The sequence below is a fragment of the Pseudomonas sp. MF6776 genome, assembly GCF_016613125.1.
In the GTDB taxonomy this organism is placed as follows: domain Bacteria; phylum Pseudomonadota; class Gammaproteobacteria; order Pseudomonadales; family Pseudomonadaceae; genus Aquipseudomonas; species Aquipseudomonas iridis.
This window is the reverse complement of record NZ_JAENSQ010000001.1, coordinates 362813-379081: the sequence shown is the minus strand read 5'-3', so window position 1 is coordinate 379081 and position 16269 is coordinate 362813. Positions and strand designations below refer to the sequence as shown.

Here is a 16269-nt window from a genome sequence, read left to right as displayed (position 1 = left end):
AGGTCTGAACCATGAGTTTGCTCAATATCGGGATGTCGGGGCTGTCGGCTAGCCAGTCCTCTTTGGCTACGACAGGCAACAACATTGCCAACGTCGACACCGCCGGTTATTCGCGCCAGCAAACCGTGCAGGGCACCAAATCCTCGCAGCAGTACGGCAGCGTTTTCATCGGCACAGGCACAACCCTGGCCGACGTACGCCGGGTCTACAACTCGTACCTGGAAACCCAGTTGCACACCGCGACTTCGCTCAACAGCGAATCGGCGTCGTTTCTGGCGCAAGCCAAACCGCTGGACGGCACGCTGTCCGACGTCAACACCGGCCTGACCGGTGTGTTGCAGAAATTCTTCACCTCGATGCAGGGCGTATCGACTTCGGCCACCGATGACACTTCCCGTCAATCGGTGCTGACTGGCGCACAGGCGCTGACCGGTCGCTTCAATTCCATCGCCAAGCAATTGAACGACCAGAACACCACGATCAACGGCAGCCTGAGCGACATGACCGCCCAGGTGAACAAACTGGCCAACTCGATCGCCGCGCTCAACCAGAAGATCGGTGAGATCTCCACCAGCGGCGGTGCGCCGAACGATTTGCTCGACAGCCGTAATGAGGCCGTGCGTCAGTTGTCCGAACTGACCGGCGCGCAAGTCGTCGAGCGTGGCACCAGTTTCGATGTGTATGTCGGCAGCGGCCAGCCGCTGGTCATCGGCAACACCACCAACTCCCTCAGCACCGTGCCGAGCAAGGATGACCCGACGCGCCTGGGCATCCAGATGGATCGCGGTTCGAGCACCATCGACATCACTTCGGTGATCAACGGTGGCGAAATCGGTGGCTTGCTGACTTATCGCAAAGAAGTGCTCGACCCGTCGCTCAACGAGCTGGGGCGTGTAGCGCTGGTCATCGCCGATCAGATCAACAGCCAGCAAGCCCAGGGCATCGACAAGAACGGTGACTTCGGCGCGGCGATTTTCAACAATATCAACAGTGCCGCGCTGATCAGCCAGCGCAGCATTGCGCAGTCGGGCAACAGCGCAGGCTCGGGCAACCTTGATGCCACCATCAAGGACACCGGCAAGCTGACCACCAGCGATTACCAGGTGACGTTCACCAGCGCCACCGATTACAGCGTCAAGCGCTCCGACGGCACCGACATGGGGACGTTCAGCACCAACACGACGCCACCGCCGGTGATCGACGGCTTCAGTCTGGCCCTCAAGGGCGGCGCGTTGAGCGCGGGCGACAGCTTCAAAGTGACGCCGACGCGCAATGCGGCAGCGAGCATCCAGACCGTACTGACCGATCCGAAGAAAATTGCTGCAGCGGGCCCGTTGACCGGTGTCGCTAGCGCCAATAATTCCGGCACCTACACCCAGCCGACGCTCACCGACAAGATCAACATCTACAACCCGGCCGCCCAGGCCGAAATGCAGACTGCGCTGAAATATTCGACGCCGGTCAAACTGGTGTTCGGCGAGGCGAGCGGCGGCAGCCAGCCGTACACCATGGTCGACGCCAAGGGCGGGCTCATCAGCTCCGGGACGATCGTTCCGGGGCAGGCGAACACCCTGGACCTGAAAGTGGGCATGGTCGATGCCAACGGCGCCAAGATCATGGACACTTCGGTCACGCCTAACGTGCAGAAGACGTTCACCGTGCAGACCACCGTCGGCGGCACGCCGAAGGATGGCGAAACCTTCACCATGAACATGACCGGCGCGGCCTCTTCGGATAACCGCAATGCCCAGGCGCTGGTTGGCCTGCAAACCAAACAGACCGTCGACACCGGTTCGGCGAGCAAAGGCATCAGCCTGACCGACGCCTACAACAAACTCGTGACCAACGTCGGTACCAAGACCGCACAAGGCAAGTCTGACGTTGAAGCCACCACGGCGATCCTGACGCAGGCTGCCGGTGCGCGTGATTCGCTGTCTGGGGTCAACCTGGATGAAGAAACCGGCAACCTGGTCAAATACCAGCAGTACTACACAGCGTCTTCGCAGATCATCAAAGCTGCGCAGGAAACTTTCGCCACGCTGATCAACAGCCTTTAAGGAGTCGTAATTCATGCGCATTTCCACCGCCCAGTATTACGGAACGCAAGCTGCGGACTATCAGCGTAACTTCAACAAGGCGCTGGCCACCGCAAGCGAGGCGAGCAACCTGCAACGCATCAACACCGCCGCGGATGATCCGGTCGGTGCCGGTCGCCTGCTGCAACTGGGTCAGCAGGCCGCGATGCTGGATCAGTACACCACCAACATCAACAGCACCAAGAGTGCGTTGACCGTGCAGGAAACCACGCTGGATGCCATCACCACGGCGTTGAGTCGCGCCAAGGAACTGTCCCTGGCCGCCAACAACGGCACGATCACCGACAAGGATCGCCAGGCTTACGCGGCGGAACTGGGCGAGATCCAGAAACAGGTATTGGGCCTGATGAACTCCAAGGATGCCAACGGCAACTACCTGTTCTCCGGTTCGAAAACCGACACCGCGCCGTATTCGCAAAACACCGACGGCACCTACAGCTACAACGGTGACCAGACCACCATCAATCTGGGCATCGGCGATGGCCTGACGGTCGGCACCAATACCACCGGTTGGGAGGCATTCCAGCAAACCATCAATACCGGTCGCACCAACACCAGCCTGACTGCCCCCGCGGTGGATGACGGTCGCGTCGTATTGTCCAACGGTACCGTTGGCACCGCTGCCACCTATAACTCGAAGTTCGTCAGCGGTCAGCCCTACACCGTCGCCTTCGTCAGCAGCACGCAGATGAAGATCACCGACGCGCTGGGTAATGACGTGACTGCTGACGCCAGCAAGAACGGCGTGATCAACAACACCAGCGGCAGCAACCAGAGCTTCAGCTTCCGCGGTGTCGACATGAAGCTGAACATCAACCTGAAGGCCGGTGACACCAACCCGGATGCGGTCATTGCCGGGCACAGTTTTCAACTGGCGGTGACACCGGACACGTTCACCACGTCGCGTAGCCCGGGCAATCCATCGACGGCGGTGATCACCGGTTCCAGCATCACCGACCAGGCGGCCTACACCGCGGCATTTCCGCAGGGCGGGGCGATCCTCAAGTTCACCAGTGCCACTGCGTTCGACCTGTACGCGGCGCCGGTAACTGCTGACAGCAAACCTGTGTCTTCGGGCACTGTGGCTGGTAGCAACGCGACGGCAGCCGGTGTGACGTTCGCTCTGGGTAGCGCCCCGGCAGCCGGCGATCAATTCTCTATTCAGCCAAACAACCACCAGACTCAGAACGTGCTCGACACCCTGGGTCAGATGATTACCGCGCTGAATACGCCGATCGATGGCGACCCGGTGGCCAAGCAGAAACTGCAGGGCGCCATGGAAGCAGGTATCGGCAACATCGACGCCGCCACCAATCAGATCGGCACTGCTGTCACCTCCATCGGTGCCCGTGGCCAGTCGCTGGATATGCAGTCCGTCACCAACGACAGCCTGAGCACAGCGAACACCACGACCCAAGGCTCGATCCGTGATTCGGACCCGGCTGAAGTCATGACCCGCCTGACCTTGCAACAGACCATGTTGCAGGCCGCGCAACTGGCGTTCAGCAAGATCAGTCAGTTGGGCCTGTTCAACAAGATTTGACGGTAACGGGCGCGCAAGCGCCCGCTAGCTCGGCTCTTTAGTTTCCAATGTCTTTTTTCGCGGTTTCAGAGGGCTCGCTGTTCCGGGCGGGGTCCCGCCGCTTGCGAGTCCGCCGTGAATTCACTCCCCCTTGTCAGCCTTGTTATTCCTGCCTTCAATTCGCGTTTTTTCGAGCGCACGCTCAACAGTGCCGTGAGCCAGAGCTACGGTCATCTGGAGATCATTGTTTGCGATGACAGTCGTGACAACGCAATCGAAGATATTGTGGCGTCGGTCTCGGAGCAGGCGGGCGTTGCGGTGCGTTACGTGCGCAACCCTCGCACACTCGGATTCGTCGGCAACCTGAAAGCCTGTCTTGACCAGGCGCAGGGCGAACTCATCAAGTTTCTGTGTGACGATGACCTGCTCTATTCCACCTGCATCGAACAGCAGGCTCACGAGATGCGTCATGCCGAAGTCAGTCTGGCGGTGGCTCAGCGACTGCTCTGGGATGCGAACGACATCATCCTGCCCCCACGCCTGGAAAACACGTCGCTGACACCGGTGAGCGGGCTGCTCAAGGGCGACGATGTACTTGGCATTTTTGAAAAATTTCCGGTTAACGTGCTCGGCGGTTTCAGCTGTGCGCTGTTCCGTCGTGCCGATGTCGTCGAGTTGTTGCCCGCATTGACGGAGGAGGGCGCCTGCTTCACCGCGACCCTGGATTTCGCCTTGTATGTCTGCCTGCTGCGGCGCGGCAATCTGGTTGCGTCCAACAATGTACTGAGTGTCGAGCGTCTCTACCCGGAACGGTTGAGTGCACAGCAACCGATGAAGGATGCAGTGGAAATCGAGCGCGAGTGGATTTCGCAAATGCTCAAGGTACGCAGTGGCGAGTCGGCACCCGCGCAGGGGTGGGTTCGTTATGTGCATTTGACCAAGGTTGAGGAATCACCACGGGTCTGGGAAGAGCTCGCCCTGAGTCGGACTCTGGGCTCTAAACAGAGTCGTCAGGAGCTGGGCGTCGGTGTCGACAGCTTCAGTTTTGGCGAGCTCTACGCACAATGGCTCGAATGCCGTGTGCTCACCGAGGCGCAACGCAAGTGGCTACCGGAAATCCTCGCCGGTTGGCCGAGCCGTCCTCGGATTGTGCCGATCATTGTTGACGCGCGGGGCAGCCGCGATGGCCTGGAGCGTACATTAGAGGCGCTGGATGCTCAGGATTATCCGCCCGAACTGATTCTGGTGTTGTCGGTTTCCTGCACTGAGGCGCAACTCGAAGGGCGTGTCTTCAGTATGCCGTTGCAGGCCGACGGACTGGAGCAGATCAACGCGCTGCTGCCACAGCTGGAGGGCGCTGACTGGCTCTATCTTTTGCAACCAGGCGATCGTCCGGTTGCACCGGCCCTGCTGGTGATGGCCGATCGAATCGCGCACTCGAGCTCACTGACGTGCTTGTACAGCGATGAAGGCAGTCTGCGCGATGGCGAGTCGGCTGAACCGGCGTTCAAGCCGGATTTCAATCTCGACCTCATGCGCAGCTACCCGTACGTCGGGCGTGCCCTGGCATTCAAGCGCGAGCGGTTTCTGCAGCTCGGAGGGTTCGTGCCCGACTTCGCCGAGCTTGCGCCTCATGACGTACTGTGGCGCATGGTCGAAAGCGAAGGCCTACAGGTGGTGGGCCACATCGCTGAGGTGTTGCTGGAGTCGAAATTCGATCTGTCGCAATGGCTCACCGAGCCGGGTGTTGTCGAGCAAAACCCACGGGTAGTCGAAGCGCATCTGCGACGCCTCGGCATTGCCCACGAAATCCGTGGTGGCAGCAAAAATCTGCTCAATCGTGTCGACTATCATCACGCCCGGCGTCCGCTGGTGTCGGTGATCATTGTCACTCAGGACCAGACGGCTGCATTGCAGCGCTGTGTCGAGACACTGCTGGAAAAAACTGCCTACACCGAATATGAGTTGCTGCTGGTCGACAACGGCAGCGAAAGCGCTGAAGCACTGGCATGGCTGGATGGCATGGCACAACTGGGCGGCGAGCGGATTCGTCTGTTGCGCTATCCGCAAAAGGATAACGCTGCCGCCGTTCACAATTTTGCAGTGGCGCATGCGCGTGGCGAATATGTGTTGGTGCTCAATGCCTTTGCAGTGATCACCCAAAGCGACTGGCTCGACGAAATGCTCAATCACGCGCAGCGTGCCGAGGTCGGAGTCGTCGGCGCCAAACTGTTCAGCCCGGACGGTGGTGTGTCGCATGCGGGCGTAATTCTTGGCTTGAACGGACCGGTCGGGCTGCCGTTCATTGGCCAGGCGATGCACACCGAAGGCTACATGTTCCGCCTGCAAGCGGTGCACGATCTGAGCGCCGTCGGTGGCGATTGCCTGATGATTCGCAAGTCGGTGTTCGAAGCGGTCGGCGGGCTTGATCAACAGGAACTGAAAAAAACCCTGAATGTCGCGGATCTTTGCCTGCGAGTCGGCCGCGAAGGCTACCTTGTGGTGATGAACCCGCATGCTGTAATGGCCGTGGGTGCGCGGCCGGTAGCAACGGCGACGCACGAAGAGGAAGCATTGCTCGTCAAAGAAACGGACACCTTCTACCAGCGCTGGCTGCCGATCATTGCGCGGGACCCAGCCTACAACGTCAACCTCACATTGCAGGGCGTCGGCGCCACCAATTTCAGTCTTGAACCCGGTATGCGTACCGGATGGAGCGCGTTTTCCAAGGCGCAATTGCCCAACCTGCTGGTGGTGCCGATCAACGCCTCTGCCATTGGCCATTACCGCATGAGCCAGCCGATGATCGAACTGGAAGCGGCCAACAGGGCTGAAGGACGTGTTTGCTATGGCTTGCCGTCGATCATCGACATCGAGCGTCAGGCGCCCGACGTGATCGTTCTGCAAGGGCGCTACTCCGAACACTCCATCGATGAAATTCCACCGCTGAAGAAATACTTCAATGCGCGGCGGATCTTCGAACTCGATGACTATGTCATCGACGTTCCTCACCGCAATGCGCATATCCGCAACATGCCGAACAAGCAGGATATGGAGCGCATGGTGCGGCGTGCGATCGGTCTGTGTGATCGCGTGGTCGTGTCGACTCAGCCACTGGCCAACATGCTGTCGGACATGCACCATGACATTCGTGTGGTACCGAACATGCTGGCCAAGGACTTGTGGGGCAACCTGCGCAGTCAGCGCCGTACATCGAAAAAACCGCGGGTCGGCTGGGGGGGCGGCACCAGTCACCATGGAGACCTTGCGGTGATCGCCGATGTGGTGCGTGAATTGGCCAACGAGGTTGACTGGGTATTCTTCGGCATGTGCCCGGATGATTTACTTCCGTACATGCATGAATTCCACGGCGTAATTGCATTGGACGAATACCCGGCGAAGCTGGCCGGCCTGAATCTGGACCTGGCCCTCGCACCGTTGGAGTTCCACATTTTCAACGACTGCAAGAGCAACCTGCGACTGCTGGAGTACGGCGCCTGCGGTTATCCGGTGATTTGCACCAACACCGAGGCCTACCAAGGCTATCTGCCGTGCACACGGATCAAGACCAACACCACGGACGAATGGTTGCAGGCAATCCGCATGCACCTGGCCGACCCGGACGCCAGCTATCGCATGGGTGACGATTTGCGTGAGGTGGTGCTGCGTGATTACGTGTTGCGTGGCGACAATCTGCGGTATTGGGAATATGGCTGGTTGGCGGATTGATCCGTTAAGCTGCACTGGAAAGGCGACCTGAGAGTCGGCGGTGTGAAACCTGGCGATGTGCTGGCCGGTTAAAGAAAATGCCCGTATCGCCAGATATGGGCATTTTTCTTATGCGCTATCTCCAAGGTGACAACCATTCCCGGACAGCGCTGTTTCCAGTGCCTCTGGATGATCCTGCCGATTTGCTCAAACTCGACCTCTACGGTTATTTCCAGCGTATTGGCTCCTCGCAATGACTCGAAGCCGAGTGTCAGCGCAATGTTGAAGTCATGTGGCTGTTGGTTCTACTGGCCCCCGATTTCAAAACCATCGCTGACTTTCGGCGCGATAACAGTCCCGCATTCACCGCGACGCGCCTCCGGTTTGCTTCGCTGTACCTCCTCGTGATGTGTTTGGTTTCGCCAAACGGTCGAGGCGCTCCCACCCCCGGATCAATCCCGCCACTCAGCCTGCCGACGGGCCTTTCAAGGTCAAGAGCTGCAGCCGAGCTTGCGCTCATTTTGTTAAGTGGTGAGGGGTTCATGAGCTGGCGCGTTTCCTGCAAGTCCCCATCAAATCGCCATAAAACGAGCGCTCGCGGGCATCCCACCTGCGCCCGAACCGGCAAAAAAGGTTAGCCAGTAGGCCGCAATGCTCAAAAAAGCCGTACGCAGCCCGGTGACGAACGAGAGGGGAGACGATGAAGGCAGTTATTTTGGCGGGTGGCCTCGGCACGCGCATCAGTGAAGAGTCGCACCTCAAGCCCAAACCGATGATCGAGATCGGCGGCAAGCCAATTCTCTGGCACATCATGAAGCAGTATTCCGCCCACGGAATTCACGACTTCGTCATCTGCCTCGGCTACAAGGGCTACGCGATCAAGGACTTCTTCGCCAACTACTTCCTCCATACCTCCGACGTCACCTTCAACATGCGCGAAAACCGCATGGACGTGCACCAGAATTACAGCGAGCCATGGAGTGTCACGCTCATCGACACCGGCGAAGAAACCATGACCGGTGGCCGTCTGCTGCGCGCAGGCCGTTACCTGCAGGATGAAGAAGCGTTCTGCTTCACCTACGGCGATGGCGTTTCCGATTTGAATATTCGCCAACTGGTCGATTACCACAAGGCTCACGGTCGCTTGGCGACCGTCACTGCGGTGCAGCCGCCGGGTCGTTACGGGGCCCTTGAACGCCAAGGCGATCAGGTCCTTGGCTTCACCGAAAAACCTCGTGGAGACGGTGGCTGGATCAACGGCGGTTTCTTCGTACTGTCGCCAAAAGTGTTGCCGTACATCACGGGTGATGACACCACTTGGGAAGCGGAGCCATTGGCCCGCCTGGCTCAGGACGAACAGCTCAAGGCCTTCGAGCACGATGGCTTCTGGCAACCCATGGACACCCTGCGCGACAAGAACCATCTCGAAGCGCTGTGGCAGAGCGGGGAGGCCCCATGGAAGCAATGGGCCTGAGTGCGGATTTCTGGCGCGGCAAGCGTGTGCTGGTCACCGGCCACACCGGTTTCAAGGGCAGTTGGCTGACCCTGTGGCTGCAAAGCCTCGGCGCGCAAGTCAGCGGTTTTTCACTGGATCCCTCGACCGAACCGAGCCTGTTCGAACTGGCGCGGGTGCATGAAGGCATCGATGATCAGCGCGGCGATCTGCGTGATCTCGGTGCCTTGCTCGAAATCATTGCCGACACCGAGCCGGAGATCGTCCTGCACCTGGCCGCCCAGCCACTGGTGCGCGAAGGCTATCGCGATCCGCTCGGTACTTATTCCAGCAACGTCATGGGCACGCTCAACCTGCTCGAAGCGATTCGTCAGGTCGGCTGCGTACGTGCCTGTGTGCTGGTGACCACCGACAAGGTTTACGCCAACAAGGAATGGCTTTGGCCGTACCGCGAAGACGAAGCCCTCGGAGGCCACGATCCATACAGCAGCAGCAAGGCCTGTTGCGAACTGTTGGCGCAGTCTTACGCGGCGTCTTTCTTCCCGGCGGACAAGTACGCCGAGCACGGTCTGGCCCTGGCCACGGCGCGTGCCGGCAACGTGTTGGGCGGCGGTGATTTTGCCCCTGAGCGGCTGATTCCCGATGTGCTGAAAGCCTGGACGGCAGACGAGCCGGTGACCCTGCGTTACCCGCACGCCGTGCGCCCGTGGCAACACGCGCTGGAGCCATTGGCCGGTTATCTGCAACTGGCTGCCGGCCTCTACGAGCAAGGCCCGGAGTACGCCGGTGCGTGGAACTTCGGCCCCGGCGAGGCGGACATGTGCAGCGTCGGCGAAGTGGTCGAATTGCTCGCCAGCCGCTGGCCGCAAGCGCGCGGTCTGCGCATCGAGCCGAGCGAACTGCACGAGGCCGGTCTGCTGCGTCTGGACAGCAGCCGCGCACGGCAACTGCTCGGTTGGCAACCACGCTGGACCTTGCAGCAATGCCTGACCCAGACCCTCGACTGGCATTTGGCGTGGCAGAGCGGCGACGACATGCGCGCCGTCACCCTCGGCCAACTGAACCTGTACCGAGGCGCGTTGTGAGCGAGTTTTCCTTGCAGGCATTGCCGCTGGCCGGATTGTTCAGCGTGCAGCACAAACGCTTTGAAGATCAGCGCGGGCACTTTGCCCGGTTGTTCTGCGAAGGCAGTCTAAGTGCGTTTGGCAGTGAATTTCATATCCGCCAGATCAACCATTCCTGCACCCGCGAGAAGGGCAGCGTGCGCGGTCTGCATTATCAGAACGCGAATGCGCCGGAAGCCAAACTGATCACCTGCCTGCGCGGTGAAGTGTGGGATGTGGCGGTCGATTTGCGTCCGGACTCGGAAACCTTTTTGCACTGGCACGCCGAGCATCTGAAGGCAGGCGACGGTCGCAGTCTGTTGATTCCGGCCGGGTTCGCCCACGGTTTCCAGACGCTGACCGAAGACGCCGAATTGCTTTACCTGCACAGCGCCGATTACGCACCTGCGCATGAGGGCGGTCTGTCGGTGAATGATCCACGGCTGGCGATTGCCTGGCCGTTGCCTGTCAATAATTTGTCAGCGCGTGATTCCAGCCATCCCGCGCTCGATCAACACTTCGCTGGAGTGCGTCTATGAATTGCCGTGGGTGCGCCGCACCGCTGAGCCTGCCGCTGATCGACCTCGGCACCTCGCCACCGTCCAACGCCTACGTGCATGCCGGTCGGCTGGAACAGGCAGAGCACTGGGTGCCGCTGAAGGTCGCCGTGTGCCAGCAATGCTGGCTGGTGCAGACCGAGGATTACACCTCCGCCGACAGCCTGTTCGACGCCGAATACGCCTACTTCAGTTCGTTCTCCAGCACCTGGCTGGCCCATGCCGAGCGCTATGTGGCCGAGATGGTCGAACGCTTCGGCCTGACCGCCGACAGCCGCGTGGTCGAAGTCGCTGCCAACGACGGTTACCTGCTGCAATACGTAGCCGGTCGCGGCATTCCGTGTCTGGGCGTCGAGCCGACCCGCAGCACCGCACAAGCGGCGCGGGAAAAGGGGCTGGACATTCGTGAGCTGTTCTTTGGTCGCGACACCGCCGCGCAGCTGAAAAGCGAAGGCTGGGGCGCTGACCTGATGGCCGCCAACAACGTGCTCGCGCATGTACCGGACATCAACGATTTCCTCGGTGGTTTCGCGGCACTGCTGAAACCGACCGGTGTGGCGACTTTCGAATTCCCGCAACTGTTGACGCTGATGGCCGGCGCGCAGTTCGACACGCTTTATCACGAGCACTATTCGTATCTGTCGCTGACGGCTGTGCAAACCCTGTGCGAACGCAACGGCCTGGAAGTCTTCGACGTCAGCCAGTTGAGCACTCACGGCGGATCGCTGCGGGTATTCGTGCAGCGCAAGGACGGCGAGCGTCGCCCGGTGCAACCAGCGGTGCAACAACAGTTGCAGGCTGAACTTGATGCAGGGGTGAAAACGCCCGAGTACTACGCGACCCTCGCGCCTGCCGCCGAACGAATCAAGCATGAACTGCTGCGCTTTTTGCTGCAGGCCAAGGCTGACGGTAAACGTGTGGTGGGTTACGGCGCGGCGGCGAAGGGTAACACCTTGCTCAACTACGCCGGGGTCAAACCGGACCTGCTCGCCTGGGTGGCCGATGCCAACCCGCACAAGCAAGGCAAGTTTCTGCCGGGCAGTCGCATCCCGATTGTTGCGCCGGCACAGATCGATATCGAAAAACCCGACTACGTGTTGGTGCTGCCGTGGAACCTGCTGCACGAAGTCAGTCAGCAACTGGCGCAGGTGCGCCAGTGGGACGGCCGCTTCGTGATTGCGGTGCCTGAGTTGAAAGTGCTGTGAAGGTCCTCGTAACCGGAGCCACGGGCTTCGTCGGTCGACATCTGGTCGCGGCATTGCTGGCGCGCGGCTGCGTTGTTCGTGCAGTTGCACGCAACGCAGAAACCGCGCAGGGCATGCCGTGGATCAACGATGTCGAGTTCGTCGCGGCGGATATTCACGCGCCTGAGCTGGACATTGCAGCGCTCACCGATGGCATCGATGTTCTTGCCCATCTGGCCTGGCCGGGTTTGCCGAACTATCGGGCGCTGTTCCATTTCGAGCACAACCTGATGGCCGATTACCGCTTTATCAAGCGTGCGGTCGAAGCGGGCGTGAAGCAGGTTCTAGTGACTGGCACATGCTTTGAATACGGCATGCAAAGCGGCCCGCTCAGCGAGCAGGCCGAGCCGCAGCCGAGTAATCCCTACGGTCTGGCCAAGCACACCCTGCATCTGTTTTTGCAGAACCTTGCCCAAGAAAATCCGTTCACTTTGCAGTGGGCACGCTTGTTCTATCTGCATGGCGAAGGGCAGAACCCAAACAGTCTGCTGGCGGCGCTGGACCGGGCGATCGATGCCGGGGATGCGACGTTCAACATGTCGGCCGGGGAGCAGTTGCGCGACTTCCTGCCGATCAGGAACGCTGCTGATTTTCTCTGCGCAATCGTTCAGCAACGGGACTTCAGCGGTGTGATCAATTGCGCCAGTGGCCATCCGATTTCGGTAAGAACCCTGGTCGAGCAACGCGTTCGTGAACGCGGCGCTTCGATCAATTTGAATCTGGGGCATTACCCCTATCCGACACACGAGCCCATGGCGTTTTGGGCGGTGGTCGACCGTTTGGAACAATTACTTGAAACGCAGCGGACACGTTGATGCGCTTCGAAGATCAAATGACTTTTCAGTGAGACCGGACAATGAGCGATAACGTAATCAAAGCCTTCGAGGCGGAGTGCCAGGCAGAAGTGATTGCCCAGGGCCAGGACAAGGACCTGAAGGCGTTGGCCCAGGAGTTCTACAACCAGTCGGCCAAACACAAATACACCTATCACTTTTCGTGGATGGGTCGCCCGATCATTCAATTGCCGCAAGACATGATGGCAATGCAGGAACTGATCTGGCGGATCAAGCCAGACCTGGTGATCGAGTGCGGTATCGCCCACGGCGGCTCGATCATTTACTACGCCTCGCTGCTCGAATTGCAGGGCCACGGCGAAGTGCTGGGCATCGATCGCGACATCCGTGCGCACAACCGTGAGGCCATCGAAAGCCATCAGATGATCAAGCGCATCAGCATGATCGAAGGCTCGAGCCTCGACCCGGCAGTGGTCGAGCAGGTTCGTCAGGCTGCGGCCGGCAAGAAAGTGATCGTGGTGCTCGATTCCAACCACACCCACGACCATGTCCTCGAAGAGCTGCGTCTTTACGCACCGCTGGTCTCGGTGGACAGCTACTGCGTGGTCATGGACACCGTGGTTGAAGACATGCCGGCCGATGCCTTCCCGGATCGTCCATGGGGGCCGGGCGACAATCCGAAAACCGCCGTCTGGGCTTACCTCAAGGAGAACGGTGATTTCGAGATCGATCAGCAGATGCAAGACAAGCTGCTGATCACCGTTGCCTCGGACGGCTATCTGCGTCGCGTCCGTTAATCAGTTTCATCTTCAAGCGTTTTTCAGGCGGTTTCGCCGGTTGTAGGGAGAAGTTATGCAAGGCAAGTACGGTTCTGAAAACAAGCAGCCATTGAGCGAGTTGCTGACGGTGGTACTGATCACCCACAACCGCCCGGCTTTTTTGCGTCGAGCGCTGCAGTATTACAGCAGCCTGCCTTGCAAGGTTTTGGTGTTGGACTCTTCTCCTGAGCGCCCTGAAGGTGATTTCTCTGCGGTCGATTATCAGCACCTGCCGCAATTCGCCTACTGGGGGATGCAGGCCAAACTGACCTACGGCGTCGAGCAACTGACGACGCCGTATATGGTATTTGCCGCCGATGACGACTTCATACTGCACGAGTCGCTTGCCGAGTCGGTGAGTTTTCTGGAAGCAAACCGCGACTATGGTTTGTGCCACGGCTATTGCCTGATGTACCTGGCGCGGGCTGACAGCGTCGACTACTTCCGTCGCGACAAGAAAATCTGCGAAGACTATGCCTCGGAGCGCGCCGAGGATCGTGTCCTCGACTTCATGCATCAGTACGTGCCGCCGTTCTATGGTGTGTGTCGCACCTCGATCATCAAGGACTGGTACGCGGCATTGCCGCCGGGCACCAGTTTCGAATGGCAGAAAATCGGCCACACCTATTACCTGCTGGCGAACGCCAAGGCGCGCATCCTGCCGATCCCTTATGTCGTGCGCGAGATCAACTTCGGTTTCTCCGATCACAACACCGAGGTGTATCACGCGCTGTCGTACACCGATTCCAAGTCGGTGGCCGAGCGCGAAGCCTTCGCCGAATTTCTCGCGTCGCTGCCAACCGGTATCAATGATCTGGATCAGTCACAGCGCAAGGCTTTTGCCCTGGAAAGCTTCGCGGCTATGGCTGACAGCCTGGTCACCAGACGGGCGTTGACGATCGAGTTGATTTTCGAATCGAAGTGGAACCACCTGACCAAGGCACCGGAGCGCAAATTCGGGCCACTGCAATACGTCGAGATGCCGTTCTACAACCAGCGCTTTTTTGACTTGCTGACCCAGTTCGAGTTTCTACTTCACGCGATGCCGGCCGGTCGTGTCCAACTGGAGAAACTTGAGGGTGTATGGACCCAGCAAGAGTATCTGCTGCAGGCGCGCAATAACGATACCCCGCAAAGTGTCCTCGACCGTTTGTGGCGGGCGCATGACTGCAACGTGTTCAACCGTAGTGTGGTCAAGCGTCTGGCCGAGCAACTGCAAGTGCTCGACGAGGCAGATCAGGCGCAGGAAATGGCTGAGTGGGGCGCTCGTCTTGAAGACGTATCGAGCGTCGATCACTACCCGGTTTTCAACAAGATGCGCTCCGGCCGTTTGCTCGACTGGCTGGCGGGCCGCAAGCCGGACGCCGAACAGGCTGCATTGATCGCCGCGCATCTGGCGGCGCACCATGGCGGGCCACAGTTCGGCATTTTCCTGCTGGACCTGGACGACAACGTCGAGAAGCTGCAAGTGACCCTCGACAGCCTCGTCGAAGGCCACAGCAAGGCTTTCAAAATCGTCGTCTTCACCACGGGCGAACCGCAGACGGCGACCACCGCGCAGAACACCTTGCACTTTGTCCGGGTCACGCCGGGCAACCTCGTCGACAAACTCAACCAGAGCGCGGCGCAGACTTCATGTGACTGGTTGCTGCTGGCCAGCGTGGGCGATGAATTCACCGCCGGTGGTCTGCTGCGTGCCGGCCTGGAATTGATGTCGGCCACGAGCCTGCGTGCGGTGGCCACCGACGAAATCCAGCGTACTGAAAATGGCGCGCTGGTGGACGTGTTCCGCCCGGGATTCAACCTTGATCTGCTGCAAAGCGTTCCATCGCTGATGGCGCGCCACTGGTTGATCCGACGGGAGGCTTTCCTCGAAGTGGGCGGGTATCAGGCCGATTTCAACAAGGCGCTGGAGTTTGACCTGTTGCTGCGCCTGATCGAGCAGGGCGGCCTCGACGGTCTGGCGCATCTCGACGAACCGCTGCTGATCACCCAGGCCGTGGCGCTGGAAGAGAACGCTCACGAACGGCAGGCGTTGCTGCGCCATTTGGGCAATCGCGGGTACAAGGCCAGGGTCACTTCGGCACTGCCGGGCACCTGGCAGGTCGATTACCGTCACACCGAACAGCCGCTGGTGTCGATCATCGTGCCGGCCAGTGATGATTTGCCTGCGTTGCGCCGTTGCGTGGAAGGTGTGCTGCTCAGGACCCGCTACAGCCGCTATGAGGTACTGGTGGCGGCCAATCCGAATCAGTCGGCAGCGGTAAACGACTGGCTGGGTCAGATGCGCAATCCGAAAGTCAGCGTATTGCGTGCCGGTCAGACGCTCGGTGAAGTGGCGTTGTATAACGCCGCCAGCGAGCAGGCGCAGGGGGAGTATCTGGTGTTGCTGGCCGCTGACAGCGAAGTCGTCAACCCGAACTGGGTCGACTCGATGCTCAACCATGCCCAACGTCCGGAAGTCGGCATCGTTGGTGCCAAATTGGTGGGACGCGACGGCAAGATTGCCCAGGCCGGTTTGATTCTCGGCCTGAACGGGGGCGTCGGTTCGCCATTTATTGGCGAAAAACACGCCAGCGCCGGTTACATGCAGCGTTTGGCGGTCGAGCAGAATTATTCCGCCGTATCGAAAGTGTGCCTGATGGTCCGCAAGCAATTGTTCAACGCCCTCGGCGGTCTGGACGAAGTGACATTCGTTGACGCTTTCAGCGATGTCGACCTGTGCCTGAAGGCCGGTCAGGCCGGATACCTCACTGTGTGGACGCCGTTGGTGCAGGTGCTGCATACCGGCGAACTGCCACAGGCTGCTGAAGCGCTGGCGGCATTACGTGAGAAGTGGCAAGGCGCTTTCGCCCAGGATCCGGCTTACAACGCCAACCTGGCTCTGAGCGGCAAAGGCTTTACCCTGGGCGAAAATGCCTCGATCAATTGGGCGCAGTTGCTCGCCTGAGTTTTGCCGGACAGGAATCAGAAC

10 protein-coding genes and 1 pseudogene are annotated in these 16269 nt (G+C 59.7%); all 11 read left to right on the top strand.

What is annotated here, in order from left to right:
- Positions 1–11: 11 nt before the first annotated feature.
- The gene (gene flgK / locus JJD74_RS01705) at positions 12–2057 is read left to right on the top strand and encodes a flagellar hook-associated protein FlgK (protein ID WP_200610831.1); all 2046 of its coding nucleotides are present in this window, start codon (positions 12–14) and stop codon (positions 2055–2057) included.
- A gap of 13 nt (positions 2058–2070) precedes the next feature.
- The gene (locus JJD74_RS01700; RefSeq protein ID WP_042558192.1) at positions 2071–3639 is read left to right on the top strand and encodes a flagellar hook-associated protein 3; all 1569 of its coding nucleotides are present in this window, start codon (positions 2071–2073) and stop codon (positions 3637–3639) included.
- Between the two features lie 114 nt (positions 3640–3753).
- Positions 3754–7347: a glycosyltransferase gene (locus JJD74_RS01695; RefSeq protein ID WP_200610829.1), complete on the top strand. Its 3594-nt coding sequence runs from the start codon at positions 3754–3756 to the stop codon at positions 7345–7347.
- 110 nt (positions 7348–7457) lie between these two features.
- Positions 7458–7700 (top strand): annotated as a pseudogene (locus JJD74_RS01690) (transposase); the annotation flags it as partial.
- Positions 7701–8026: 326 nt separating this feature from the next.
- Positions 8027–8800 (top strand): glucose-1-phosphate cytidylyltransferase, encoded by a 774-nt coding sequence (rfbF, locus tag JJD74_RS01685; RefSeq protein ID WP_042558195.1) that lies wholly within the window; start codon positions 8027–8029, stop codon positions 8798–8800.
- Entirely contained in the window at positions 8782–9864 is a 1083-nt protein-coding gene (rfbG, locus tag JJD74_RS01680) for a CDP-glucose 4,6-dehydratase (protein WP_042558196.1), read from the top strand. The genes rfbF and rfbG overlap by 19 nt, the downstream gene beginning before the upstream one ends.
- The gene (locus JJD74_RS01675) at positions 9861–10421 is read left to right on the top strand and encodes a dTDP-4-dehydrorhamnose 3,5-epimerase family protein (RefSeq protein ID WP_042558197.1); all 561 of its coding nucleotides are present in this window, start codon (positions 9861–9863) and stop codon (positions 10419–10421) included. The genes rfbG and JJD74_RS01675 overlap by 4 nt, the downstream gene beginning before the upstream one ends.
- A complete protein-coding gene (locus JJD74_RS01670; RefSeq protein WP_047300253.1) occupies positions 10418–11644 on the top strand; it encodes a class I SAM-dependent methyltransferase in 1227 nt (408 codons plus the stop codon). The genes JJD74_RS01675 and JJD74_RS01670 overlap by 4 nt, the downstream gene beginning before the upstream one ends.
- On the top strand, positions 11641–12498 hold the full coding sequence (locus tag JJD74_RS01665; protein ID WP_115147832.1) for an NAD-dependent epimerase/dehydratase family protein: 858 nt from the start codon (positions 11641–11643) through the stop codon (positions 12496–12498). The genes JJD74_RS01670 and JJD74_RS01665 overlap by 4 nt, the downstream gene beginning before the upstream one ends.
- Positions 12499–12539: 41 nt before the next feature.
- Positions 12540–13274 carry a cephalosporin hydroxylase family protein gene (locus tag JJD74_RS01660; protein WP_042558200.1) on the top strand — a complete coding sequence of 245 codons (735 nt, stop codon included), beginning with the start codon at positions 12540–12542 and terminating at the stop codon, positions 13272–13274.
- Between the two features lie 55 nt (positions 13275–13329).
- Complete coding sequence (locus tag JJD74_RS01655; RefSeq protein ID WP_200610827.1) at positions 13330–16245, top strand: glycosyltransferase family 2 protein; 2916 nt, start codon at positions 13330–13332, stop codon at positions 16243–16245.
- Positions 16246–16269: the final 24 nt, after the last annotated feature.